24 protein-coding genes, 1 pseudogene and 1 riboswitch are annotated in these 25,718 nt (G+C 52.9%); of the genes and pseudogenes, 9 read left to right on the top strand and 16 right to left on the bottom strand.

Features of this window, described 5'->3' with window-relative positions:
- Positions 1-13: 13 nt before the first annotated feature.
- From uca to HZZ01_RS14660, 12 genes and pseudogenes are all read right to left on the bottom strand, one after another.
- Positions 14-3,625 (bottom strand): urea carboxylase, encoded by a 3,612-nt coding sequence (gene uca / locus HZZ01_RS14705; protein WP_179898333.1) that lies wholly within the window; start codon positions 3,623-3,625, stop codon positions 14-16.
- A gap of 112 nt (positions 3,626-3,737) precedes the next feature.
- On the bottom strand, positions 3,738-4,373 hold the full coding sequence (locus HZZ01_RS14700; RefSeq protein WP_179898332.1) for an urea amidolyase associated protein UAAP2: 636 nt from the start codon (positions 4,371-4,373) through the stop codon (positions 3,738-3,740).
- Between the two features lie 10 nt (positions 4,374-4,383).
- Positions 4,384-5,112 (bottom strand): urea amidolyase associated protein UAAP1, encoded by a 729-nt coding sequence (locus HZZ01_RS14695; RefSeq protein ID WP_179898331.1) that lies wholly within the window; start codon positions 5,110-5,112, stop codon positions 4,384-4,386.
- Entirely contained in the window at positions 5,109-5,894 is a 786-nt protein-coding gene (locus tag HZZ01_RS14690; protein ID WP_179898330.1) for an ABC transporter ATP-binding protein, read from the bottom strand. The genes HZZ01_RS14695 and HZZ01_RS14690 overlap by 4 nt, the downstream gene beginning before the upstream one ends.
- Positions 5,891-6,706: an ABC transporter permease gene (locus tag HZZ01_RS14685; RefSeq protein ID WP_090965396.1), complete on the bottom strand. Its 816-nt coding sequence runs from the start codon at positions 6,704-6,706 to the stop codon at positions 5,891-5,893. The genes HZZ01_RS14690 and HZZ01_RS14685 overlap by 4 nt, the downstream gene beginning before the upstream one ends.
- A 24-nt stretch (positions 6,707-6,730) precedes the next feature.
- Positions 6,731-7,786: a putative urea ABC transporter substrate-binding protein gene (locus tag HZZ01_RS14680; protein ID WP_179898329.1), complete on the bottom strand. Its 1,056-nt coding sequence runs from the start codon at positions 7,784-7,786 to the stop codon at positions 6,731-6,733.
- Positions 7,787-7,846: 60 nt separating this feature from the next.
- Positions 7,847-7,945: riboswitch (guanidine-I (ykkC/yxkD leader) on the bottom strand.
- 312 nt (positions 7,946-8,257) lie between these two features.
- Positions 8,258-8,593 (bottom strand): hypothetical protein, encoded by a 336-nt coding sequence (locus HZZ01_RS21045; RefSeq protein ID WP_255434243.1) that lies wholly within the window; start codon positions 8,591-8,593, stop codon positions 8,258-8,260.
- Between the two features lie 24 nt (positions 8,594-8,617).
- Positions 8,618-8,923 (bottom strand): hypothetical protein, encoded by a 306-nt coding sequence (locus HZZ01_RS21040; RefSeq protein ID WP_255434242.1) that lies wholly within the window; start codon positions 8,921-8,923, stop codon positions 8,618-8,620.
- Positions 8,923-9,369, bottom strand: a complete 447-nt coding sequence (locus HZZ01_RS21035; protein WP_255434241.1) for a hypothetical protein — start codon at positions 9,367-9,369, stop codon at positions 8,923-8,925. The genes HZZ01_RS21040 and HZZ01_RS21035 overlap by 1 nt, the downstream gene beginning before the upstream one ends.
- Positions 9,317-9,622 carry a hypothetical protein gene (locus HZZ01_RS21030; RefSeq protein ID WP_255434240.1) on the bottom strand — a complete coding sequence of 102 codons (306 nt, stop codon included), beginning with the start codon at positions 9,620-9,622 and terminating at the stop codon, positions 9,317-9,319. The genes HZZ01_RS21035 and HZZ01_RS21030 overlap by 53 nt, the downstream gene beginning before the upstream one ends.
- A gap of 535 nt (positions 9,623-10,157) precedes the next feature.
- Positions 10,158-11,261: a hypothetical protein gene (locus tag HZZ01_RS14665; protein WP_179898328.1), complete on the bottom strand. Its 1,104-nt coding sequence runs from the start codon at positions 11,259-11,261 to the stop codon at positions 10,158-10,160.
- Positions 11,261-13,469 (bottom strand): annotated as a pseudogene (locus tag HZZ01_RS14660) (M23 family metallopeptidase). Before HZZ01_RS14660 ends, HZZ01_RS14665 begins: the two are co-directional and overlap by 1 nt.
- Before the next feature lie 276 nt (positions 13,470-13,745).
- On the opposite strand from HZZ01_RS14660, the gene HZZ01_RS14655 reads away from it, so the two are divergent.
- Both HZZ01_RS14655 and HZZ01_RS14650 read left to right on the top strand, forming a co-directional pair.
- Positions 13,746-14,795, top strand: coding sequence for an ABC transporter substrate-binding protein (locus HZZ01_RS14655; RefSeq protein ID WP_179898327.1), 1,050 nt, complete (start codon positions 13,746-13,748; stop codon positions 14,793-14,795).
- On the top strand, positions 14,795-15,520 hold the full coding sequence (locus HZZ01_RS14650) for a molybdate ABC transporter substrate-binding protein (RefSeq protein WP_179898326.1): 726 nt from the start codon (positions 14,795-14,797) through the stop codon (positions 15,518-15,520). The genes HZZ01_RS14655 and HZZ01_RS14650 overlap by 1 nt, the downstream gene beginning before the upstream one ends.
- Position 15,521: 1 nt before the next feature.
- Here the strand turns inward: HZZ01_RS14650 and HZZ01_RS14645 are convergent, their stop codons facing one another.
- Entirely contained in the window at positions 15,522-15,905 is a 384-nt protein-coding gene (locus HZZ01_RS14645; protein WP_179898325.1) for a cupin domain-containing protein, read from the bottom strand.
- Between the two features lie 265 nt (positions 15,906-16,170).
- Between HZZ01_RS14645 and HZZ01_RS14640 the strand changes: the two genes are divergently transcribed.
- Positions 16,171-16,968 (top strand): MetQ/NlpA family ABC transporter substrate-binding protein, encoded by a 798-nt coding sequence (locus HZZ01_RS14640; RefSeq protein ID WP_162303273.1) that lies wholly within the window; start codon positions 16,171-16,173, stop codon positions 16,966-16,968.
- 119 nt (positions 16,969-17,087) lie between these two features.
- On the opposite strand, the gene HZZ01_RS14635 is transcribed toward HZZ01_RS14640, so the two are convergent.
- Positions 17,088-17,795 carry a phage antirepressor KilAC domain-containing protein gene (locus HZZ01_RS14635; protein ID WP_179898324.1) on the bottom strand — a complete coding sequence of 236 codons (708 nt, stop codon included), beginning with the start codon at positions 17,793-17,795 and terminating at the stop codon, positions 17,088-17,090.
- A 381-nt stretch (positions 17,796-18,176) separates the two neighbouring features.
- On the opposite strand from HZZ01_RS14635, the gene HZZ01_RS14630 reads away from it, so the two are divergent.
- Both HZZ01_RS14630 and HZZ01_RS14625 read left to right on the top strand, forming a co-directional pair.
- Complete coding sequence (locus HZZ01_RS14630; RefSeq protein ID WP_179898323.1) at positions 18,177-18,611, top strand: 6,7-dimethyl-8-ribityllumazine synthase; 435 nt, start codon at positions 18,177-18,179, stop codon at positions 18,609-18,611.
- Between the two features lie 50 nt (positions 18,612-18,661).
- Positions 18,662-19,135 (top strand): nuclear transport factor 2 family protein, encoded by a 474-nt coding sequence (locus HZZ01_RS14625; protein WP_179898322.1) that lies wholly within the window; start codon positions 18,662-18,664, stop codon positions 19,133-19,135.
- Between the two features lie 45 nt (positions 19,136-19,180).
- On the opposite strand, the gene HZZ01_RS14620 is transcribed toward HZZ01_RS14625, so the two are convergent.
- On the bottom strand, positions 19,181-19,579 hold the full coding sequence (locus HZZ01_RS14620) for a hypothetical protein (RefSeq protein WP_179898321.1): 399 nt from the start codon (positions 19,577-19,579) through the stop codon (positions 19,181-19,183).
- Positions 19,580-19,936: 357 nt separating this feature from the next.
- Here HZZ01_RS14620 and HZZ01_RS14615 point away from each other — a divergent pair, with 357 nt between their 5' ends.
- The 3 genes from HZZ01_RS14615 to HZZ01_RS14605 all read left to right on the top strand — a co-directional run bounded on the left by HZZ01_RS14615 (position 19,937) and on the right by HZZ01_RS14605 (position 22,957).
- Positions 19,937-20,707, top strand: coding sequence for a MerR family transcriptional regulator (locus HZZ01_RS14615; protein WP_179898320.1), 771 nt, complete (start codon positions 19,937-19,939; stop codon positions 20,705-20,707).
- A 121-nt stretch (positions 20,708-20,828) separates the two neighbouring features.
- Complete coding sequence (locus HZZ01_RS14610) at positions 20,829-21,218, top strand: DUF1090 domain-containing protein (RefSeq protein ID WP_179898319.1); 390 nt, start codon at positions 20,829-20,831, stop codon at positions 21,216-21,218.
- A 464-nt stretch (positions 21,219-21,682) separates the two neighbouring features.
- On the top strand, positions 21,683-22,957 hold the full coding sequence (locus tag HZZ01_RS14605; protein ID WP_179898318.1) for a Glu/Leu/Phe/Val dehydrogenase: 1,275 nt from the start codon (positions 21,683-21,685) through the stop codon (positions 22,955-22,957).
- A 42-nt stretch (positions 22,958-22,999) separates the two neighbouring features.
- Here the strand turns inward: HZZ01_RS14605 and HZZ01_RS14600 are convergent, their stop codons facing one another.
- The gene (locus HZZ01_RS14600; RefSeq protein ID WP_179898317.1) at positions 23,000-24,169 is read right to left on the bottom strand and encodes an ROK family transcriptional regulator; all 1,170 of its coding nucleotides are present in this window, start codon (positions 24,167-24,169) and stop codon (positions 23,000-23,002) included.
- Positions 24,170-24,465: 296 nt separating this feature from the next.
- On the opposite strand from HZZ01_RS14600, the gene HZZ01_RS14595 reads away from it, so the two are divergent.
- Complete coding sequence (locus tag HZZ01_RS14595; protein ID WP_179898316.1) at positions 24,466-25,713, top strand: extracellular solute-binding protein; 1,248 nt, start codon at positions 24,466-24,468, stop codon at positions 25,711-25,713.
- The last annotated feature ends 5 nt before the right edge of the window (positions 25,714-25,718 follow it).

Here is a 25,718-nt window from a genome sequence, read left to right as displayed (position 1 = left end):
CCACCTACTCTGCTCATCCTCGTGCATTATCCTCAACAATGACCGCCACGCGCTGCCCTGCACGCACTGCGCTGCCTGGCTGCACGCTGACCTGCTGAATAATGCCGTCGCACGGCGCCAGAAGCGGGATCTCCATTTTCATCGACTCCAGCACTACCAGGATATCGCCTTCACGCACCCGGCTGCCCGCCGTCGCCTGCACCTGCCATAGATTACCCGAAACCGGGCTTTCAACGCCCTGCTCACCTGCCTGCAGCGGTGCATCGCCGCCTTCATTCACCGCACTTTCCTGACTGTCGTAATGCGCCTGGCCGCTGGCTATCCAGCGGTCACGTTCAGCATTAAATGCGCTTTGCTGATGATCGCGAAACTCGCCGATACTTTCCGCTTCACGGACGAGGAAATCCTGATACTCCGCCAGCCGCAGTGTGCTGTGCTCAATACGCAGCGGATAGCGACCCAGTGGAAAATCGCGACGAATCTGCAATAGTTCTTCCGCTGAAACCGGATAAAAACGGATCTGATCGAAAAAGCGCAGCAGCCAGGGTTTACCGCCAAAATCGGCCACTTCGTGATATCGGTTCCACATCTGCAGCGTGCGTCCGACAAACTGATAGCCGCCTGGCCCCTCCATGCCATAAACGCACAGATAAGCGCCGCCGATACCAACCGAGTTTTCCGCCGTCCAGGTCCTGGCCGGGTTATATTTCGTGGTCACCAGCCGATGGCGGGGATCCAGCGGCGTGGCGACCGGCGCGCCAAGATAGACATCGCCCAGCCCCATCACCAGATAGCTGGCTTCAAACACGGTATTCCAGACGGCCTGCTCATCCGGCAAATCGTTTATCCGGCGGATAAACTCAAGATTGCTCGGGCACCAGGGCGCATCCGGTCGCACGGTGGTCATATATTTTTCAATGGCCTTCTGACAGGCCGGATCGTCCCAGGAGAGCGGCAGATGCACCACACGTGTGGGCACCTGCAGGTCATCACTCATGCAAACCCTCTCCCACTCTCCGCGCACCCATGCCAGCAGCACATCAAGCGTCAGTGTTTCCGGCTGGAAGTGGATTTGCAGCGAGCGGATCCCTGGCGTGATATCAATAATGCCCATACGGGATTGCGCTTCCAGCGCCTGCATTAACGCGTGAATGCGAAAACGCAGCACCAGATCCAGTTCCGGCTCGCCTGCCTCCAGCAGCAAGTGCGTATCGCCAGAGAGACGCGCCACCAGGCGTTTAGCCGCTTCACCGCAGGTCATCACGATGGGCGAAGTCAGCGGCGCAGGCTTCCAGTGAATGTTCTGTGGCTGGAGCATGGTCAGCTCGCTGCGTCTGCCCTCTGCCAGTCTCCGGGCCGTCGGGATATCCACCGCCACAAACCGGACTTTGTCACCGGCTTTGAGCTGTCCCAGCTGCCAGAGGTCCGCCTCGATAACCGTCACCGGGCAGACAAATCCGCCGAGACTCGGGCCATCCGGTCCCAGAATGACCGGCATATCGCCGGTAAAATCGACCGCGCCGATGGCGTAAGGGTTGTCATGAATGTTCGAGGGGTGCAGCCCCGCTTCGCCGCCGCTGTCGCGGGTCCAGATCGGCTTTGGTCCCATCAGACGCACGCCGGTACGGCTGGAGTTAAAGTGCACTTCCCATTCTGTCGCAAAGAACGTCGCAATATAGTCCGGCGCAAAGAACTCAGGTGCACCATGTGGACCATAAATGACTCTCAGCGTGCGCACCGTAGCGAGTTCTGTGCGCAGCGCAATGGGCAGCTCCGCGCCGCCTGGGCTCGCGGCTTGTGGAGCCAGATGCATTACGTCACCGCTGCGCAGCGCCCGTCCGGCGTGTCCGCCAAACTGTCCGAGGGTAAAGGTACTTTTACTGCCCAGATAGTCTGGCACCTGAATGCCACCGCTCAGGCAGAGATAGCTTCTGACGCCAGGTCCATTCATCGCGCCCAGCTTCAGCGTTGATCCGGCCGGTATGGTAAACACGGTGTCCATCGCCTGTTCAACGCCATCCAGCGCGACACTCAGCGGCGCGCCACAGATCACCGCCTGAATCGCAGTGTTAAATTTCAGGGTGGGTCCGTTAAGGGTGATTTCCAGCGCGGCGGCGCCTTCAGCATTGCCCAGCAGACGGTTGCCGAGACGCAGGGCGCGATCATCCATCGGCCCTGACGGCGGCACACCAACTGCCCAGTATCCCAGACGTCCGGGGTAGTCCTGAACGCTGGTCTGGGTTCCTGCACTCAGCACCTCAACCGTTGCCGCCTGATAGCCGAGCTGCTCCAGGCAGCGGGTCCAGGGTTCACCCGCCGTGAAAGGGGCAAAGGCTAAAATCTGTAACAGATAGAGGCGGTTGGTTTCTACGCCATAGAGACGGGTTTCCGCCAGTGCCTGTGCCAGGGTGGCGATGGCTTCATCGCGTGTAGCGCTGAAAGCAATCGCTTTTGCCAGCATCGGGTCGAAGAATGGCGGGACTTCACATCCCGCTTCCACCCAGCGGTCAATGCGCAGGGATTTACCGTCCGCCACCGGGAAAACGACTTCGGTTAATAGTCCGGGCGAAGGCTGGAACTGCCGACCCGGATCTTCGGCGTAAATGCGTGCCTGCACGGCATGGCCCTGCGGATGCAACCCGGCGGCTAATGCGGTAAGCGAGGGGAGATCGCCTGCCGCCAGCTCAATCATCCATTGCACCAGATCCACGCCCCAGACCTGCTCCGTCACGCCATGTTCAACCTGCAGGCGCGTATTCACTTCGAGGAAATAGAACTGCTGCGCTGCGCTGTCATAGACAAATTCTACGGTTCCGGCGCTGCGATAGTTGACCGCTTTCCCTAGGGCGATAGCCGCCGAGCAGAGTGCGTCGGCCATGCCAGCTGGCAGATTCGGCGCAGGGGTTTCTTCAATCACTTTCTGATTACGTCGCTGCACCGAGCAGTCGCGGACGCCCAGCGCGATAACCTTGCCCTTGCCATCACCGAAAATCTGCACTTCAAGATGCCGGGCGCGTTCGATATATTTTTCAAGAAACACACCGGCGTCGCTGAAGTTGTTCTGGCCCAGACGCTGCACGGTTTCAAACGCGTCTGACAGCGCCTGCGCATCACGACAGACGCGCATACCAATGCCACCGCCGCCCGCGGTGCTTTTGAGCATCACCGGATAGCCGACACGCTCTGCGGCGCGATGCGCTTCGCTGACATCCGTCAGCAGTTCACTGCCTTCAAGCAACGGCACACCTTCGGCTTTTGCCAGCGCGCGGGCCGTGTGTTTAAGGCCAAAGGTCCGCAGCTGCTGGGGCGTCGGACCGACAAAAATCAGTCCCGCAGCCTCACATGCCTCAGCAAAGGCGGCGTTTTCAGAAAGAAAACCGTAGCCCGGATGGATCGCTTTGGCTCCGCTCTGCTGCGCGGCGGCGATGATTTTTTCCGTCACCAGATAGGTTTGTGCAGCAGGCCCTTCGCCCAGGCTCAGCGCCAAATCCGCCTCACGGATATGTAAACTGCTCAGGTCAGCTTCAGAATAGACGGCGACCCCTTTCACCTGCATGGCACGCAGCGTGCGCAGGATGCGACAGGCGATCGCACCGCGATTGGCAATCAGTAAGGTATCAAACATAAGCGAACTCTCAGGGATGCGGGTCGTCCCGCAAAATTCGAAATTCCCTGGGGCCGTCCCCGGGGCTGACCGGCACGTAACGGGCGGCCGGCGGGTGGTTCAGCGGGCTGGCTTAGTTCCAGACCAGCACTTCAGCGGGTGTCGGGTTCCAGCCGTTGCAGGGGTTATTCAGCTGCGGACAGTTGGAGATCAGCACCATCACGTTACACATCGCGACCAGTTCAACGTATTTGCCGGGCGCAGATAACCCGTCTTCAAAGGTCAGGCCGCCTTCAGGCGTGACCGGAACGTTCATGAAAAAGTTGATGTTAGCGCCGATATCGCGCTTATGAAGACGGCCATCGTGCAGGCAGGCGCAGAGGAAGTTATCCCGACAGCTGTGCATGTAACGCTTATCCTGGGCATAACGGACGGTGTTGCTCTCCTGCGAACAGGCACCGCCCAGGGTATCGTGGCGGCCACAGGTATCGGCAATGATCGTCAGCAGCGGATTACCAAGATTCGAATAGAGCACGCTGCCGGTGGTCAGATAGACCTTTCCCTGACGACGTAGCGTTCGCTGAGGGTCGTAGCGTTCCCGCGGGTTATCGGTGTTGTAAAACAGGGTATCAATCGCCTGATTCCCTTCGAGGTCGAGCAGGCGCAGCGTTTGCCCTTTTTTCACCTCGAACAGCCACGGCTCACCTGCCGGGATCACGTGGCGATAGACAGCATCTTCAGGACGACGATCAAAATTGATAAGTGTCATCGCAGTCTCCTTACAGGGAAAAAAGTTGGGTGTTGTGAAACGCGCGCTGGTTTTCACCGCGCGTGACCATTGCTGCGCTGACGGCATGTATATCGTCGGCCTGATACCAGCTCAGCTGGACCGGACGCGGGAGATAGTCGGTGGCAGGATCCTGCGGATGTGGCAGTGCGGTCAGTACCATCAGCACGTCCATGGGCGCATAAAGCTCAACGAAATCTCCGGCCCGGCTGTTGTCTGCGCTGAACCCAAAGCGGCCCTGTTCATCGACGGTAACCTTGCTGAAAAAGTTGACGACCATCAGCAGATCTTCCAGGCCCAGATCCCATTTGCCCATTTCAACCAGCAGATTATCCATGCCGTTACGGGTGAAGCCGTTGCGCCGTTCCTGATAGCGACCGGCGCCGTACTTCTCCTGTGTTTCCGCCGCGTTGAGTACGCCGCCAAACGGATCATGCCAGCCGCAGCTATCCGCAACGATCGCGGCCAATACACGGCCCATGTCGGAGTAGAAGCAGTGGCCTGTGGTCAGGCGTGCGGTGTGCTGGCCTTTCAGGGTATCCGGCAGATTCAGCCGTTCACTTTTCTCGTGCGGATTGAGCATCATCATGCTGACGTTCGCACCGCCCTCGATATCGGTCAGGCGCAGGATCTGCCCTTTGCGCAAAATCAGCGAGGTATGTGCGCCGCCGGGCAGCGGCTCTTCGCGCAGGCTTGGGGATGAATGAAAAAGTTCTGTCATTGAGCGATCTCCTTTAGAGGATAAATGTTGTTCTTACTGCCGGCCGCCAGCTGAGAGAGTCGCGTTTCATTAAGCGGGATGTCGTAAGTGATGCGCGCACCCCACGCATTGGGAGCCTGCGGGTCGATGCGCACTTTGTCGAACACCAGCAGCCGGGTACCCAGATTGAAGCCTTCGGCGAGGTCATGCGTGACCATAAACACCGTCATCCGGGTTTCGCTCCACAGCTGGAGCAGCAGTGCATGCATATCTTTGCGGATGCCGGGGTCGAGCGCGCCAAAGGGTTCATCCAGTAGCAGCACCCGTGGCTGCATCACAAATGCCTGAGCAATGGCCAGCCGCTGTTGCATTCCGCCAGAAAGCTGAGCCGGATATTTATCCAGCGAATGGCCCAGCCCGACTTTCACCAGCATCTGTTTTGCCTGTTCCCGGGCCTGACGTTTCCTGGCACCAAACAGCCGACCGGTAAAGGGTGAAGCCGGAAGTTCGAGGCCAATGGCGACGTTATCCAGCACGTTGAGGTGAGGGAAAACGGAATAGCGCTGAAACACCACGCCACGACTGCGATCCGGCTCTCCGGGCAGGTGTTCACCATCCAGCGTGATCGATCCCCGCGTTGGCTTTTCCTGACCGAGCAGCAGGCGTAAAAACGTCGACTTACCGCAGCCGGACGCCCCCACCAGCGAGCAGAACTCGCCCTCTTTCACCTGCAGATTAATGCGTTCCAGCACCACGTGGTCGCCATACTCCTGCCAGATATTTTTGATATCGATAAAACTCATTCCCGGCCTCCTTCCGCCCAGGGAAAACAGGCTTTGTGCAGCTGACGCAGCGCAAGATCCATCAGCCACGCCAGCAGCGTGATCCAGATGACATAAGGAATGATCACATCCATCGCCATGTAGCGACGCACCAGAAAAATGCGATAGCCCAGGCCGGCGGTAGCGGAAATGGCTTCGGCTGAGATCAGAAACAGCCATGCGGAGCCAAGCAGCAGACGCAGCGAGGTGATTAGCCGCGATAAGAGCTGTGGCAGCACGACCCGCAGCACCACCGTCCAGCTATTTGCCCCAAGGGTTTGCGCTTTGATGAACAGTTCGGCGGGGATCTCGCGCGCCCGATGTTCCAGATCACGCGCCAGCATCGGCGTAATGCCGATGACGATCAGCATCACTTTTGACAGCTCATCCAGCCCAAAGACGATAAACAGCATCGGCAGCAGCGCCAGCGGCGGGATCATCGATACCACGGTCATAAACGGAGACAGCGCGGCACGGGTCATCGGGAAGACGCCCGCCGCCACTCCGATGCAGAGACCAATCAGTGAAGAGATGACGAGGCCGGTCAGCAGGCGGCTTAAGCTGATCCACGTGTCCGCCCACAGCAGATATTCCCCACTGCGCTTGTCCGGGGTAAACGCCATCCGGTCGATGGCCGCGATCATCTGCGACAGACCGGGTAGCAGTTTGTCCTGGGGATTAGCCTCCAGACGCACCGCCGAACTGATGAACCAGACGGCGATCAGCAACACAAAAGGTAATAGCATCAGCGTCAGGCGCATTCCCTGTCGGGGATAGCGGTTAATGTGGCGCATGGCAAAAACTCCTGAGATCGGTGATTAGAGCTTGCCCGCAGCGGCCATCTTCAGATAGCTGTCGTCAAAGCGCAGTTTGATGTTGGCTTTATCGCCGACGGTGACGTTGCCAGGGAAGCTCATGCCGATGAAGTCAGCGCTCTGTGCGCCATCGCCCAGTAAGCCTTTATCAAAGGAGAACGCGGCGACGCGCTGCATGGTTTTCGCAATATCAGGTGAAGCGACAAAAGTCTGGGTTTCGGCGGGGGTCCAGAACAGGTGGGTGGTTTTCAGCTGCGCCTTGTAACCTGCGAGGTCAGTACCGGAATCGGCAGCCATTGCGCTCAGCGCCTGCGTATCCCCGGCCTGCATTTTCGCCATCATCTCAAACCACGCGCCGGTCAGCGCCTTGCCGAGTGCGGGATTGTCTTTCAGGGTGTCGGTATTCACCACCATCATGTCAATCAGCTCGCCCGGCACGGCCGATGAGCTGAAGACCTCAGTGGTTTGCGGGGTCTTTTTAATGACCGAAAGCTGCGGGTTCCAGGCCACGGCCGCTTTGACGTTGCTGGTGCCGAAGGCCGAAACGATATCGGCATCGGAGGTGTTCACGACTTTGACATCTTTTTCCTGCAGTCCGGCCTTCTCAAGACCTCGCACCAGCAGGTAATGAGAAACAGACAGCGCCGGAAGATAGACCGACATCCCTTTCAGATCGCTGAGTTTCTTATTTTCCCCTTTCAGCACCACGCCATCGTTACCCTCGGAATAGCTGCCGGTGATTAGCGCCGTGGAATCAACACCACCTGCCGCAGGAATGGTCAGGGCATCCATGTTGGTCATGGTGCAGCCATCGAACTGTCCGGCGGTGTACTGGTTAATCGACTCGATATAGTCATTGAGCTGGGTGATATGAATTTTAATGCCATATTTACTGGCCCATTTATCAATGATTTTCTCATTGCTGATGGTGCCCCACGGCATCCAGCCTGCGTAAATGGTCCAGCAGATGTTGAACTCTTTTTTGACTGCGGCGGAAGACGGCGCGCTGACCAGCAGCGCCAGAGACATAACAAGCGTCAGGAGGGGTAATTTCTTCATGGTTGACCTCTGGTTGGCACAAAAAAACGGGAGCAGCGCAAGACACCAGATGGTGCCGCTGTCTCCCGGGCTTTTGTCCCGCCGTGTAACCTCGCAGAGGTCGCCAGCTCTCGGACCAGACATTCACCTGCGTGAACCGGAACCCTAGCCAGCTATTTGCTATCAGTTGTGTCGAACGCTGCTTACTGTTCAGACTTCAGCAAATGGCGTGCCAGGAATTAAAATCATAATAATCAGATAAATAGCGGCAACAGAATTCGTAAGGCACCGGGATGGTGAGCCAGTAACGGGCGTTGCACATAATCAGTGCCCTGGGGGAGTAAGCGATGAGGGTGGCTGACGCTCTGTGGAATGTAAACTTAGAGTAAGAATTCAGGATAGGCCTGGACAAGCAAAAAGATCCTTATCAGATCCTTTTGCTTATGAGCATCTTAGCTGTTTATATAAATTTGAATCAGGCCTATGGTGAATTTAATCACTGAAAATTATTTCACTTTTCGGTAGCCCCATTTCAACTGTCTCAAGTGATTTGAGCATATAGGTGGTGAAATCGACTTCCTTACCGTCAATGAGATTAGTTATTGAGCCGAAACCGCAGAAAGCAGCAGAACCCTGGTTTTGTAGCAGGCAGAATGAGAGTTTTTTCTTCACCCCTTTCTTTTTTTCCTCCAGTGGAATGTTGCGGTTTACTACCGCATAGCCACGGGCATTGACGGACCGGATATTATACAATTCCAGAGGTTGTAACTCGCTCAGGCTTTTGATGCCATAGATTTCAAGGGATCGCTGAGTCCCTTCCTTGTTCAAAATGGACTTTTTCTTTCTCCAGAGTCATGCTTTTTTATCAAGATAGACTTTTTCAGGTAATGCTTGCCCCGGTCCGTATCCGTTTCTGATGACATCAACAGCGAACAGACGAAGCCAGGATGCTGATGGGGGGTATTTATTATGTTCAGATGGGTGGAATAATTTTAATGAAATTATTTTGCAGTCAATTGCATCTGCCAGGTAGTTGCCTCTCTGTAATGTTAGCTGGTCGAAAGACAACTCACTGAAGTTATCTGGAGTGTTAATCTCCGGGGTTATTTCTCCTGAGGAAAAAAACGGGATTATTATCAACAGTAATAATTTTTTCATCAGCCTCTCCTTAGCTGGTCTGATTCGGGTTTTTCGTTGGCCGGGTTGTTATGGCCGTCCGGGAATTTCTGCTCGGTGAGGACGGCTATCGCACTGCCGTAGACACAGCAGCGGGTATCAAAGCCATTCAGCCTCTGATATCGGTCGTTATCGATCTGGCCGGGCAAGTTGACGGTGGCACTGGCCCGCCAGAAGGCCGGGCTGCGGTAGTAAATCTTTATCCCGCTAAACCGGGGAGTGATGCTGCACCGCTCCAGCACATGTTCGGCATCCGCGTAGGTGGCCATATCCCTTGCCCCCCAGTAAAATCCGGCGCTGCTGGCCGCCTCATGCAGGTCGCTGCTGACGTTATTCCGCCACCGGATAATGTTCTCCGGGACGTGGTTTTCTGCATCAGACAGGTGATTCTCGGTGTAGCGAAGATGCCGGTGTGCATGAGGCAGCATCAGTTACCGATTCATAAAAGTTTGTACCGGGCGGCAGATAAAAATGGATATCGCCATAAAGGGTGTCGGTTCTGCCGTCACGGGTGACATCAAGTTCAGGGGTGATGCGTCCGGTCAGCTTCAGCATGTTCTCGTTGTCACAGAACACTTGAATGTGAAAGGCATTGGTTTCGCTAACCATACCACCCTGCCCGATACGGTCCTTGCGCCAGACTTTTGCTCCGGCTCTGATTGCCGGGTCCAGCCGGTCCATGAGATGCATGTACAGTGAGTAATATACGACGCTACATTTTTCACCGATATCGGTCTGATGCTTTAACAGCACATACCCGTCATCGGTTCTGCCATCATAATTCAGCGGAAAAGTATCACGTTTGTTTGTGGAAGACGGAGCCCGAAAAGAAACAACTTCCCCATCCACAATCGCGCGGACAAACTCAACGCGGTCGTAGCCTTACTCAGTGCGGTCGGTGTGGAGAACGTGCACGCCCCCGTGCCATGATGCATGCCGGTTGAGCGGGAAATCCCGGTTTATATCCACGGGCAACATTCTGCTGACCCATGACGGGTCATTTTCTCTGGTGTTCCGGGGACGGACAAACGGCGGGCTGATTATCATAGGGGTTGAGGGCCAATGGAACGCAAACGTACGTTAAGACGATAATTCATTGTTTATATTGAATTTAAATTTAGCAAACGGTCCTCCATCAACGCCGCAGTGTCTTACTACTGTCGCTGAAAGAGGATGTAATGCTCAGCCGGTTCCTCTGAATCTTCAAAAGTTCCGATTATAAGGGAATGTTTTCCTCTCTGGATTTCCATCCACTTTTTATTGATTTTATATGGCGTACCCCCGTAATCGAGTAAGTGCCAAGTATATTCAAATCTTTCGGTGAACTAATTGTCATTAGCTCACCGCGACCAAAATAGCTTTCAACAGAACCGATGAAACACGTCCCGTTCAACCAAACAGGGATAACTGCGACGGGTTGAGTCACATAATTTCCAGCAATTTCAGTCCAATAATGCGCTGCATCTTCAGATGATGTACCTGCTGGGATTGGGCAAATAGTCTCTTGTTCCTGTTCTTCTTTTTGCTTATTGAAATAATACTTCTTAGTATTGAGTGACTTAATTAACTGTTTTTTATCGTGATCGTTTAATGCCAGGTTTAACTGTTTTCCTTCGTCTTGCGGTTCAATCGCGGTATTATCGTATTCGTACTGATAATAAATGGTTATACTTGGAATTTTATTGTCTTTATTAAATGGCCGCAATAAATAAAAGGTATCTTCATCATATTCACCATTAAACCAAAGTGCATAGACTTGATTATTAATGCGAACCCACTGCCCCCACTGATTGGCTCCTCGCCCATTTTCTGAATATAGAGCACCTGTTATAACCTGAGTGTCATTTTCTGTATAATTATTTATATCGACAAATTTATCACCAACCCGTTTCAGAACCCCCGTGTAACTAAATAATCCGGTCCCTCCTGAGTAGCTACTAATAATTAGATCTCGCTCTCCATCATCATCAAGATCAACAAGCTTACAATTAACCTCTCCACTTTCCGAGTCAGCATTGAAAGTTGTCTTGATAAAAGCCTGCCACTCATCTTTACTAATTTCAGTGGAAGGCTTTTTAATTGTTTTTATTGATGCTTCAGTGTTGATTTTAAAGTCAGTGTAGTTGGATAATGGAAATTTATCTGCTATTTTTTCCAGCCCTTGCCTTGGCTCTTTTTGAAGCATCTCTGCCATGGTATTATGAAGTAATGTCAATGCAGAATTGTCAGACTCTACATCATGTTGACTGCGTTGTTGAGCAGCGAAAAGTGGTGATACGATAAAGAAAGTTAAAATTGGAAATAATAGGACTCTTTTCATCACCCTCTCCTTAACTGGTTTGACTCAGGTTTTTCGACTATTTTAATGCCATTGTTATCTGGGAATTTTTGCTCAGTGAGTACTGTAATAGCACTGCCATATACGCAGCAGCGATCATTGAATCCATTGAGGGCTGTTGAGTATAGAGTGTTTATTCTTCCAGGTAGATTAACTGAAGCACTGGCCTTCCAGAAGGCAGAACTACGGTAGTATATTTTTATTCTGGAGTTTGTATTTACGCTACATCTTTCAAGCTCATGCTCTGCATCTGAATGATAAGCCATATAAGCCGAAACCCAATAAAAACCAGCACTGCCAACGACATCATGATCGTCACTGCTGACGTTATTTCTCCATGTAATAATATTATGCGGAATATCATTTTCTGTATCTGATAGATGATTATCTGTTTGTCTGGCATTTCTATTTGTATAGACGATTGTATTCTGCAGATAATCTATTTTTTATATCATTAATATATATGAGACCACGAAAACTAAAGTAGTCAAAGTAGTTACCTGGGCTAGTTAGTTGCAATAACCCTCGGCCATGCCATGGATAATACCAAATTTGTCGGCTTCCAACCTCTTCTCTTTGGGATAACCACTGAGTTTCCTGTATAGCATTCCCAAGAAAGCAGGCAATACGAAGAGGTGTATTGATCAGATATTTTTGCATTCCCTTGTTCAGGTGAATACGAATACTATCAGCCATACTTCCAGTCGCATCTCTATAGGCTATTGGTTCCCAGAGATAACTATTACGACGAGCCATTCTTATCACGTTAAGGGGGATAAGTTGTTTTAGCTCCTGCTTACTTATCCAACAGCACTTGCGGAAATGGGCAATAAAAGCCGTCGGATGAAAATGCCACATCCTGCTTGTACCGAGTTCGCCCGTGTCAAAACACAGCGCCGAAGCATGACTTTTCAGCCGGTCAAAGTCTTCTTCTGACATGGCAGGCGCATCGTCAGAGCCTGCTTTAAGCCAGGCATAGCGCTGGTCAAAGGTGGTGGCATTCCATTCCAGCGGAAAATGACAGACCAGACAGCCGCTCAGATCGCTGAAATGCCCACTATCCTGCAATCCGGCGATAAGGGGAGAATTACACTGGCTGTTATTGTCGGTGTCATCGTCCACCATCCGCCACCCCATCCAGTGTGGAAAGTCAGCATCGCTGAATTTTTTGATGCCAGGGGAGGCCAGATTGACCATACCCGTTCCGCCGGGGAATCTGACGGTACGCCACAGCGGGGCATCGGCAGGCGTCAGGATTTCATATTCGGTGTTAATTACCCGCCCGAAACGAAGCAATTCAAATCCAGCTGATGGGTTCTGGGGGTACAGACGTTTAGCCGTATTGTACAGGTTGTACTCATACTTCAGCACAGTATCCTGGCCATTATCAAGCTGGTCAGCATCAGCATTCACCAGAGGCTCTCCCACCATGTCGAAACGTGCCTCGGTGATGGTGTTCTGCCTGCGGGTAATCATCGAGCAGTCGCCTTTTTCGAAGGTCATGCTGACGAACAGTGATTCGGCACTGGTATGAACAGCATCCAGGCGCCCCGTATCTGGCGAGGCCGCGTCAGGCACAGATTCGTAAAAGCGCGTACCGGGAGGCAGATAAAAATGGATATCGCCGTAAAGGGTATCGGTTCTGCCGTCACGGGTAATATCCAGTTCTGGGGTGGTGCGTCCAGCCAGCTTCAGCATGTTCTCGTTGTCACAGAATACCTGAAAATGAAAGGCATTGGTTTCGCTAACCATACCACTCTGCCCGATGCGGTCCTTGCGCCAGACTCTGGCTCCGTCCCTGATGGCGGCGTCCAGCCGCTCCCGGAGATGCATGTACACGGAGTAGTACACGACGCTGCAGTTTTCTCCTATATCGGTTTCATGCTTTAGCAGGACATAGCCGTCATCAGTTCTGCCATTGTAATTCAGCGGAAAAGTATCACGTTTGTTTGTGGAAGAAGGAGACCGAAAAGAAACAACTTCCCCATCCGCAATCGCGCGGACAAACTCAACGCGGTCGTAGCCTTCCTCAGTACGGTCGGTGTGGAGAACGTGCACGCCCCCGTGCCATGATGCGTGCCGGTTGAGCGGGAAATCCCGATTTATATCCACGGGCATCATTCTGCTGACCCATGACCGGTCATTTTCTCTGGTGTTCCGGGGACGGATAAAAGGCGGGCTGATTATCATACAGTTGACTTCCTGTCAGGTCTGAAATCTTAGAGGTCGCAGATTAACGCATTTTCAATTATGCAAAAGTTGATGACAGACAGGGAAAACGGCAAATCATTATGATTCGCTCAGGATTTTATTGACCGTGCAATGGAAAATGTCGAATTACCGTGAGTCTTATCTATAACAATTTGATTTATCCTCATACTGCTTTCCCAAAATGATGACCCAAATCGTGACGTGCACAACCCATCGCTATATAATCGCATGCATAACGATTTTTGAGGATAGTTAATGAAGCGCTTCTGCCAGGTATGCACACTCGGTTTACTGATACTCCTTCCGCTCTCTTCCCAGGCATCACGCCAGATTACCGATCAGATTGGCCGCCAGGTCACGATTCCAGACCACGTCGATCGCATTGTGGTGCTCCAGCATCAGACCCTCAACCTGCTGGTGCAGATGAACGCCACCGATAAAATCGTGGGGTTGATGGCGAACTGGAAGCAGCAGCTCGGCGACAGCTATGCCCGTCTGGCTCCCGAACTCAGGCAGAAAGCCACGCTGGGCGATCTGACGCATGTCGATCCTGAAAAACTGGTGGCGCTGCATCCGCAGGTCGTGTTTGTTACCAACTATGCGCCGCATGAGATGATCGACAGCATTACCGCGCTAGGGATCCCTGTCGTGGCTATTTCGCTGCGTCATGACCAGCCGGGTGAAAAAGCTAAAATGAATCCGACGCTTGATGACGAGGAGATGGCTTACGACAAAGGGCTGCGCGAAGGGATTACGCTGATTGGCGAGATCGTGAATAAACCCGCAGAAGCGAAAGCGCTGATTGAGGCGACCGATCAGGGGCGCAAAATTGTCAGCGACCGCCTGAAGGATATCCCGTCGGAGAAACGTATTCGCGCCTATATGGCCAATCCGGAACTGACCACGTATGGCTCAGGGAAATATACCGGCCTGATGATGCTGCATGCGGGCGCGGTCAACGTCGCTGCGGCGACCGTGCAAGGATTTAAAACCGTGTCGATGGAGCAGGTGATCGCCTGGGATCCGCAGGTGATTTTTGTTCAGAATCGCTATCCCGCTGTTGTGAATGAAATCAATAGCTCACCGCAATGGCAGGCAATTGACGCGGTTAAAAATCATCGCGTCTGGCTGATGCCGGACTACGCCAAAGCCTGGGGTTATCCGATGCCGGAAGCGATGGGGATTGGCGAAGTGTGGATGGCGAAAAAACTCTATCCGCAGAAGTTTCAGGATGTGGACATGAACCAGCTGGCTAACCGCTGGTATCAGCGCTTCTATCGCACCACATATCAGGGGCCCGAATAATGCGCGTACTGGCGGCGGGTAGCCTGAAAACAGTCTGGCCCACGTTGATGTCGCACTTCCAGGAATCAGTCGATACCCGATTTGGCCCCGCCGGTCTGCTGCGCGAAGAGATTGAAGCCGGTGAGCCCTGCGATCTCTTTGCTTCCGCCAGTGAGGCACATCCGCAGAGACTGCTGGCTGCCGGGCGGGCACTGGCGATCATCTCTTTTGCGACCAATAAGCTCTGCATCACGGTGCGCAGCGATCGGCTTCAGGCGGGAGATGACTGGTATCAGTTGCTCACCCGTGACTCACTGCGGATCGCAACCTCCACGCCAGCCGCCGATCCGTCGGGAGATTACGCGCAGGTACTTTTCACCCGGATGGGCAAGGCGGGTAAAGCAGTGCGACAGCGCGCAATCCCGCTGGTGGGCGGACGGGATTCCGCAGCTATTCCCGCAGGCAGGCTCGCGGCGGAATGGGTTATTAACACGTATCAGGCAGATCTGTTTATCGGTTATGCCAGTTATCGGGATGCCCTGAGTCAGATTACCGGGCTGACGGTGATTGATATCCCAGAGGCTGTTAACCCCGTCGCCCGCTATGCCTGTGCGGTTATCACGCCAGAGGCGGGACGTCTGGCGGCGTTTCTGCGTTCGGAACAGGCAAAAGCGGTTCTTGAGGAAGCGGGGTTTACTACAGTGCTGCCTTACGGCAGCGGGAGACACTGCCGTGAGGCGTCATGATTTAAAACTCTTCCGGCTCGCCCGGCAAGGGCTCGGTCAGTTCCTGCCCTTTTACTCCGGCATAGGTGATCACCAGTTCGGCAGGCTCATCCAGGGTATAGCCGCGATGCGCGCTGTTGACCGTTTCATTGAGAGCTTCACCCGCATGGAATGTACGCTGCTCGCCGCTCTCTTTATCCTCAACGATCAGGGTGCCGGAAAGAATAAACGCAGCATTCGGCATCGGATGGGTGTGCCAGGGCAATGAAGTGTGAGCAGGCAGTGACAGCCGCATAACCGTGATTTCAGGTTCGCCAGCAGGATAGGATTCAATAACTTCACCATTCCAGGCCTGACTGCTGCGCATAACTTCAACTGCGGTGATCCCGCTATCTTGCTTAGACATGATTAATCCCTGTAAATATTCAATGGAAATCCAGTAGTGACTCGTTAATAAGCGTAGAAGAAAATCACATGGGTGCCTGTTGCGATTATTGACCGGAAAGATAAGGCCTTTAAATCCCGTAATACGTACAGAGAAACATTAAGAGTCTGGTTAATTAATGTTCGAAAACAGTGTTGTGGTTATAAGATATATTCCCCAGTCAGTACGCAACCTGTGCGTTCTGTATTATCTTTTAAGCCATCAACCATCTGAGGGATTTCTGATAATGAAAGGTCTGTTTACGGCATTACTCGCCAGTTCTGTTTTATTATTATCTGCCTGTTCAAAAGACGACGATAACAAAGTTAAAGTCGCGATTAATACCGGGCCCGATGAAGCGATCTGGCAGGTGGTTCAGCAGGTTGCTAAAGATAAATACAAGCTCGATGTTGAAGTGCTTAACTTCAATGACTATGTGCTGCCTAATGAAGCGCTGAATAACAAAGAAGTCGATGCCAACGCCTTCCAGAGTCTGCCGTATCTTGAGTCACAGTCTAAAGAGCGAGGCTATAAGTTCGCGGTAGTGGGTAAAACCTTTGTCTTCCCGATTGCGGCTTATTCGCACAAAATCAAAAACATCAGTGAGCTGCAGAATGGTGCCACTATCACCATCTCTAACGAAGCCACCACGCTGGGTCGCAGCCTGTTGCTGCTGCAGGCGCAGGGACTTATTAAACTGAAAGACGGTGTGGGTTATTTACCCACTTCGCTGGATATCATCGAAAATCCAAAAAACCTGAAGCTGGTTGAAGTCGACACTCCCCAACTGACCCGCACGCTGGATGATCCAAACGTCAGCCTGTCGATCATTAATACTAACTTCTCGGCTCAGGCTGGATTGTCAGCACACCGTGATGGGTTATTTATGGAAAGTGCCTCGTCGCCTTACGTGAATGCGCTGGTATCACGTGAAGACAATAAAGATAGCGATAAAATTCAGAAACTGAAGGCTGCGCTGCAGTCACCGGAAGTCGCGGCTAAAGCGGAAGAAGTCTATAAAGGGGATGCGATTAAAGGCTGGTAATTCGCCCGTTAATCGATCCTGAATGATCAAAAAGGCCGCACTCTGTTGCGGCCTTTTTTACATTTGCGTTTTCAGCCTGCGCTCACCCGTCAGCATTCCCCGGAATTGCAGAGACGCAATTACGCGGCTGCGCCCTTAGGCTGAGCTGAGAGATGCCCTGCCCACAGGCTGGCGACCCATTTCACCCCTTTAGAAGTGAAGCGCGCCTGAGAGAACGCGTGCTGGTTTTCGCCCGTGCCGGTATGCAGCGTAAAGTAGCCCGCCTGCAGATGATAGTGCTGCGGCGTCAGGGTGCCTTTGGAGCGATACATAATATTGCGCTCCAGCAGGAACTGGCGGAATTCCGGCTCTTTCACTTTCAGCATTTTGCAGAGCTGGCGAAAGCCAAGACAGTCATCGACCTCGACGAAGTTATCAAAGAACGCTGCCTTGGGAGCTGAGAGAGCCAGCTGCTGCTCTGCCGCCTGACGCTGCTCAAATTGCTCTGCCCACGCGCGAGCCGCTTCAGCCGGGTTGGTAAAGTCAGGAAGATGGGTAGTTTTCTCGCGATCCTGCCAGCGATCCAGCACTTCAGCAGTGAAACCCGGCGACAGGCGCGCCACAGCCAGCAGCGAGTCACGCTTGTTCAGACTGTACTCCTGACGCACTTCCCCTTCACGCTCATAGTCATTCACGATGAGTGGCTGGGAAAGACGCTGAGCCGTCTCCAGACTTTTGATTAACCGCTTCACTTCTCCGTGCGTAATACCCGTCATCTGAGCCAGCTCGCGGCTGCTCATTGTGACCGATTGTTCCAGAGACCTGAGGCTTTCAGTCGAAATCATCATGGGTTCACCCCTCACTTACGCTACCAATACCCGGCGGGCAGTCCATTTATTATACAAATACCTGTTCAAATATCCAGTATTTTATTTAAGCAGTGACGTAACTGGAAGCGATTACGCAAACAGGTCAGTGAGGGGCGCTGGGGAGTGAGTGTTGAACGCCGAAAAGCACGCGTTGCTTGCCTTTGCTGCAGCATACAGAGGTAATCAGGGCATCTGTTATTTACATATAATCACAATGATGGACACAGACTCTTTACATTACAGTATAGTGAAGGTTGTCAGCAGGTTACTGACCTGTCAGGCACACTATTTTTTGATTCGGGGTGCAGGGGCGCAATCTGGCCCGTTACCACTGGGTGTCACCTTTTACAGGAGTAAGTCATGCAGCCGTTGAAAGTCGCCTTTATTAAAGCAAACTGGCACAGCGAGATCGTTTATCAGGTTCTTACCGGTTTCGAACAGGAACTGGAAAGCCGTGGTGCGGTATATGAGATGAAAACATGGGACGTGCCGGGCGCTTTTGAAATGCCGCTGCTGGCGCAACGTCTGGCGCAGACCGGCAACTATGATGCGATTGTCTGTGCGGCACTGGTCGTCGATGGTGGCATTTATCGCCATGATTTCGTCGCACAGGCGGTGGTCAGTGGTCTGATGAAGGCACAACTGGCGACCAACGTACCCATTTTCTCGGTGTCCCTGACGCCTCATAATTTCCAGCCATCAGCAGAGTTTATCGACTTCTATACGCAGCACTTCGTGAAGAAAGGTCAGGAAGCGGCGCGTGCCGTCTGCCAGATCCACGCACTGGAACTCTGATTATTCTGGATGCGGCTCACGCATCTTCCTGTGTTGTTAAGGAGAGAAAGTTGGAAAATTCACGTCCGCCCTTACCCCCCTTTACCCGGCCCGAACAGGCGATTGAAAAAGTCCGGCTGGCTGAGGATGGCTGGAATAGCCGGGATCCTGAGCGCGTTGCGCTGGCCTATTCAGCGGAAAGCCAGTGGCGTAATCGCGATACTTTCCTGACCGGTCGGACAGCCATTGTCGCCTTCCTGCAGCAGAAATGGCAGCGGGAGCAGCAGTATCGGCTGATCAAAGAGTTATGGAGTTTTGACCAGAACCGGATTGCGGTGCGGTTTGCCTATGAATGGCATGACGAGGAGCACCAGTGGTATCGCTCTTACGGCAACGAGAACTGGGCGTTTGATCAGCAGGGATTAATGATGCAGCGCTTTGCCAGCATTAATGATCTGAAAATCAGTGAAGAACAGCGGCTGTTTCACTGGCCACAGGGACGGCGCCCTGACGACCACCCTTCACTAAGCGAACTCGGCTTATAGCGGAGGCGCATTCAGCGGAGAGCGCTGCTCTCCGCCGTTATCTGCTCAGCCCTGCTCGCCCTTGTTCTCAACAAAGGTAGCTTTGTTGCGCGTGACTGTATAAGCCACTTTTTTGACATCTTCCGGTGACGTGGTCACTTCTACCGGCGCAATGGTAACCCGTCCCATACCAAACAGCGTTGGCACATAGCCACCAATCTGATGCTTTCCGGCCGGAACATGCAGCAGCATGCTTTCGCCGTTAGGCAGTCTGCCTGCGTCTTTACCATCTACAGTCAGGAAGACACTGGAGCCATCATCTGCGCGGGTCAAAATGTGTGAGACATCAATTTGTGTCGGACCAGCAGCAAATTCATTTTGTGCATCGGCGGCGGCATTTTTCTTCGCGCAGCCGGTCAGCACAGCAGCAACCGTCACAACGGCGAGAGTATAACGATAACGCATTGGGCACTCTTTCTCCTGATCATCAGAACCCGCTATTTTAGCAATTTGATCGGCGGATGTAAGAGGGAAAAGAGTCGGCATGCTCTTAAAAACGATAGATCAGGCTCATAACCGGTTCAGTTTGTGTAAAGAATATTTACTGAATAAATACACAGTCTTTTTTGACTTGCAGAGGCGCTTTTAACCCTCTGATCATCATGAATTTAACCAGCGAATAAAGGTGAATAAGCGTAGCGTAACAGGGCCTGTTCGTTGATTTCAGACTGCTTTTCCCTGTTAATCGGCTGTAAGAAGGTTCATAGTGGTTGCTCATCCCCGGCTACTGTCGGCGGCCTTTCCCTCAAAAGAGGGCACGATATGCATTCTTTTACTACCGATACTGTTTGCGCCATAACGGGCGCCCATCCCGCGAACCTTAAACGCTGGATGAAGCAGGGTTTGCTGACGCCACAGCAAAATCCGGATTGCTGGAGTGATGAACACCTCAGCGAAATCTATACCCTGGTTGGCTTAACTGCCACAGGTGCCACGCTCGAAGAAATCAGACAGGGGCAGCTGGCCGCCTCAACGGTGATCACGCATGGCTGGGCGGCGCGCAAAGGCGACATGCTCTGGCAACTGGAATTTGGCACACCGCTGTCGCTTTCACGTCAGATGCATAACATGTCCAGTAACTACAGCGGTGATGATTTCATCATTAATCTGCTGCGGCCGCTGAGTGTCTGGCTTAATGCTGATCACCGTCGGGGAGCGTCACGACGCCTTGATCGTTTTGAGCAATCCGTTAAGCAGCAGGCTGACAAAGTTATGCGCGTTTCATCGCGTAATGAATCTGCGATTCCTCTGTTCCTGGAAGCGGTGAGCGTGCTTGATAAAACTGAAATCTGGCTGGAAGCGATTCGTCTTACTGCGATGGGCTTTAATGTTGCGGTTGACTCACGTGCGACCGGCTTGCCCGCCATAAAAACTGAACTCCATCAGCATCATGTAATGTGGTGTGGGGCCGGGATTAGTCAGCAGATGCAGGATTATTTCGAACAGCAGAGTCAGGATGGTCATCCTGTGATGCTTAGTGGCCCTGATCGTAACCTGCATTATTCACACTCTGACGCCTCCAGCGCTGCCTGATAGCAGGCAGCTCCTTCTGCTCTCCGCTTTTCTGCTCCAGTAAATATTTTTTCCCGTTAAGAATCACTTAAGGTGACTGCGTATACTGACGCCTCAACCCTGACTCATTGACGAGACTACGATGAAAAAAACGTTACTGACATTCAGCCTCTGCCTGTTTCCACTGACTTTCACTGCTGCTCATGCGGCGTCTGCCCTGACCGGTTGTGCCGCCAAAAAGCAGGAGATTGAGACCCAGCTCTCTTTTGCCCGCCAGCACAATAATACCCATCAGGTTGCCGGCCTTGAGACCGCCCTTCGCGAAGTGAATCAGAACTGCACCGAAGGCAGTCTGTTAAAGCAGCGCCAGGAAAAAGTAGCTGAGAAAAAGGTTAAGGTGCAGGAACGCGAACAGGAACTGGCAAAAGCGAAAGCGGAAGGACGCAGCGCCAGCAAAATCCAGAAGCGTGAAGATAAACTGGTCAACGCTCGCCAGGAGCTGAAAGAAGCCGAACAGGCTCTGCATCAGTAATCCTTCCGGGCCAGACCCGTCTGCTGGCCCACTGCTATACACTTTTTACTTATCACTGTTCTTACTGCTCTAAATCACTGATTAGCCTGTGCAATTCTTCTTCGATTCATTACTTAAGGTAATCCTTTGATTACTTATTCTCATGCACTGAACCGGGGCATCAAAGTCAATCAGGTAACGATCAATTATTTAACTTTTTGAACATCCTCAAAGAATTGAAAGATAGCGATTTTTCTTTGATATGCAGTCATTACGCACTTCTGTCGCATCTTTATTCGCCTTAAAGCGGTCATTGAACCTTATCTATTCACTTTCTCTGCCCCAAAACGGGGCGCCACTGCACTTAAACAGGGCAGTGCCCCCATCATATTTGTTTCAGAAGTGTTAGATTATGTCCGCGCAAGATAATGCGCTCACCGTCCACTGTTCCACCCAATAAATGACTTCATTAAGAAAGGTTTTTTATGGATAAGTTATCTTATGCGTCTGAAAGCAGCACATCTGCCTGGTCCACCTACTTACAGCAAATTGACCGGGTTGCGCCTTATCTGGGCGATCTTTCACGTTGGATAGATACTTTGCGTCATCCAAAACGTGCGTTGATTGTTGATATTCCTCTTCAGATGGACGATGGCTCAATTCGCCACTTCGAAGGCTATCGCGTTCAGCACAACCTTTCGCGCGGTCCAGGTAAAGGCGGTATTCGTTATCATCCGGATGTCGACCTTAATGAAGTCATGGCGCTCTCCGCATGGATGACCATCAAATGTGCGGCGGTTAACCTGCCCTATGGCGGCGCTAAGGGCGGTATTCGCGTTGATCCTTTCAAACTGTCCGATGGTGAACTTGAGCGACTGACCCGCCGTTATACCAGCGAGATCGGCATCATCATTGGACCGCAAAAAGATATTCCTGCGCCAGATGTCGGCACCAACAGCAAAGTGATGGCATGGATGATGGATACCTATTCCATGAACCACGGCACAACGATTACCGGCGTTGTCACGGGCAAACCGATTCATCTGGGTGGTTCTCTGGGCCGTGAAAAAGCCACCGGTCGCGGTGTATTTATCACTGGACGAGAAGTGGCACGTCGTGCCGGCATTGAGATTGAAGGCGCGCGCGTTGCAGTGCAGGGTTTCGGTAACGTTGGCAGCGAAGCGGCACGCCTGTTTGAAGAGGCGGGCGCCCGCGTGGTTGTGATTCAGGATCATACCGCGACACTCTTTAATGCCGATGGCATCAACATGGCTGCCCTGACCGAGTGGCAGATTGCCAACAAGCAGATTGCCGGCTTCCCTGGCGCGCAGAGCATTGAGAAAGAGGCGTTCTGGACCACAGGAATGGATATTCTGATTCCGGCGGCACTGGAAGGTCAGATTACCCGCGAGCGTGCTGAAGTCCTGAGCTGCAAAATCGTGCTGGAAGGGGCAAACGGTCCGACCTATCCGGATGCGGATGACATGCTGGCAACGCGCGGCATTATCGTCGTTCCGGATGTGGTCTGTAATGCCGGCGGCGTGACCGTCAGCTACTTCGAATGGGTTCAGGACATGGCCAGCTTCTTCTGGAGTGAAGATGAGATCAATCGTCGCTCAGACAAGATTATGACGGAAGCGATGGTTCACGTCTGGGAGAAGTCGAAGGAGAAAGATTGCTCACTGCGCACGGCGGCTTATATCGTGGCCTGCGAACGTATTCTGATGGCGCGTAAAGATCGCGGTATCTATCCGGGTTAATGCTTATGGCGCTGTTGCCTGCAACAGCGCCGTTTTCATTGCCTACTTCATCAGCACCTGAAACTTCGGGTTAAACTCATCAAAAATCGGTAAGGCTGCAGCACCCAGCGCAGCGGTATCGCTACCGGTCATGCCAGTCTTTAATCGCATATCAAAGAGATACCGTCCCCGCACTGACTGATAAAGGGGTGGCAACCGTTCTACGATCTGCTCCAGCAAGGACGCAGGCATCATCCCACCAATTATCACCGCCTCTGCATCAAACACCGACTCCAGAATATTGATCGCCTGGCGCAATGGCGTCATCACGCTCTCAATCCATGCGGTGAAACGCGCGGGTTCAATCTGCAGCAGATCGTCAGGTAACGCCCGCATCGGATCGAGACCGCAGAATTCATAAGCTGCCTGTAACGAGACATACCGTTCCAGGCAGCCCTGATTACCGCAGTAGCAGTCGCGACCGCCCGGCTCCACCACAATGTGTCCAATCTCGCCTGCGTTATGGGCGTGGCCGGTATAGATGTGGCCATCAGTGAAGATCCCCGCGCCAAGGCCGGTGCCGATGTAGAGATAGATAAAGGAGTTAAGGTGGCGCGCCGTACCGTGGAAGCGTTCGCCAATAGCGGCTACTGTGGCGTCGTTTTCCAGCGTCACCGGCAGGCCGCTGAGGGTGCCGAGCTCCGTCCCGATATCAACCTGCTCCCAGCCGTTCAGTGTGGTTGGCCCCACTGAAGAGATGCCCTCAACCCCAAAAGGACCCGGCATCACCACGCCAATCCCCAGGACTTTCTGCCACTGCGCGCCGAGGAAGGCACGCATCTCCTCAAGCACGCCGGCAATGCACGCCAGAGTGGCAGCAGGCTGCGGCTTTTGCACCATAACGAGGCGGCGGAAATGGACTTCGCCGCTAAGATCGACCAGCACCAGCAGCAATGTCTGATGATCAAGATGAATGCCGATCGACCAGGCACTGGTGGGATTAAGCGTGACCGGAATGGATGGCTGACCGCGTCCGCTACGGCGCGGCTGGCGGCTGGTCAGCAGTTCGGCCTGCTCCAGCTCTGCCACGATATTCGAAACGGTCTGCGGCGTCAGTGCCGTCATTCGGGCCAGTTCGGCACGGGTCAGCTCACCGTGCAGACGAATGGCTTCAATCACCACACGCCGGTTATGCGCCCGCGCATGTTCAAGGTTGGTACCCGAGGTTTTCATGTTGTTTTCCATTACAGCGGGACCCGACAGTATTCGTCCCCGGGAGCATTCCGGCAAACAATATCTTTGATGCAGCACGCAATTCTCGCGCATCAGAATAGGCAATTTTGCCATAAAAGTGCAGTCTGAGTTTCAGCGTTGTTACGGCTTTGTTGCTTGCTTTCTACTACTTGTGGCACGCCGTTTGCTTAGTTCTCTACGGTCAGTCTGCACACTGACCAGAATTTTGCCCCTGATTAAATCAATCAAATTGATTTAATTAACCATCAGCCTGTTGCTGCATAGTGGAGAAGACCATGTCACAGCGTTATACCCCTAAACTGAAAGCCGGGTTTGCCGCCTTACTGATGTTAAGCGCAGGCAGCGCGGCGGCGGCCAGCCAGATCAATGCGCTGTTTATGACCCAGGCGGCCTATAGCGAAAATGATATCCGCGCGATGACGCAAAATTTTCAGAAGCAGCATCCGGATGTCACCGTCAATCTGGAGTTTGTTCCTTATGAAGCGCTGCACGACAAAATCGTGGCGGCGCGCGGCGCAGGCGGTAATGGCTATGATGTCGTGCTGTTCGATGCCATCTGGCCTGCGGAATTTGCCCGTTTCGATTTGCTGCAGGATGTGAGCGCACGCATTACGCCAGAGGAGAAAGAGAAGGTCTTCCCCGGCGCAATGAACACGGTGGTCTACAAAGGTAAAACGCTGGGTATGCCGTGGATCCTTGATACCAAATACCTCTATTACAACAAAGCGATGCTGGCTAAAGCGGGCATCACCTCGCCGCCGCAGACCTGGCAGCAGGTGCTGGATGACGCGAAGATCATCAAAGATAAGAAGATTGTCACCTATCCGCTGGTCTGGAGCTGGTCTCAGGCTGAGGCGCTGGTGTGTGACTACACCACGCTGGTGTCGGGCTTTGGTGGAAAGTTCTATCAGAACGGCAAACTCGACTTCTCCAGTCCGGCCTCACTTAAAGCGCTGAACATGATGAAAAGTTCGCTCGATGATGGGCTGAGCAATCCGGCTTCGCGTGAATATCTGGAAGAAGATGTGCGTAAATCATTCTCTAATGGTGATGCAGCTTTCGCGCTGAACTGGACCTACATGTACAACATGGCGAACGATCCTAAGCAGAGCAAAGTGGCGGGCGACGTTGGCATCATGCCCGCGCCGGGCGATGCGCCTGGAAAAGTGGGTGCAGTGAACGGCTCAATGGGACTGGGTATCACCAAAGGCAGTACGCATGCTAATGAGGCGTGGCAGTTCATCCAGTACATGACCTCACAGCCGGTTCAGAACCAGTATGCGAAGCTCAGCCTGCCGATCTGGAAATCTTCTTATCAGGATGAGGCGGTGAAAAAGGATCAGGAGAGCCTGATTGCCGCAGCGGACAAATCGTTAAACGTGATGCTGTCACGTCCGGAGACGGCTGACTATTCGCGCCTGTCGAACCAGCTGCAGCAGCAGTTACAGCAGGTATTGCTGGGTAAAATGCCCGCGCAGGACGCGATGGCGACGGTTGATAAAAGCGCCGCCCGGTTGCGTTAAGGAGT

It is taken from the genome of Pantoea sp. WMus005 (assembly GCF_013415305.1).
Classification (GTDB): Bacteria; Pseudomonadota; Gammaproteobacteria; order Enterobacterales; family Enterobacteriaceae; genus Pantoea; species Pantoea rara.
Note: the sequence above shows the minus strand (reverse complement) of the source record. Positions and strands in the feature narration are given on the sequence as shown.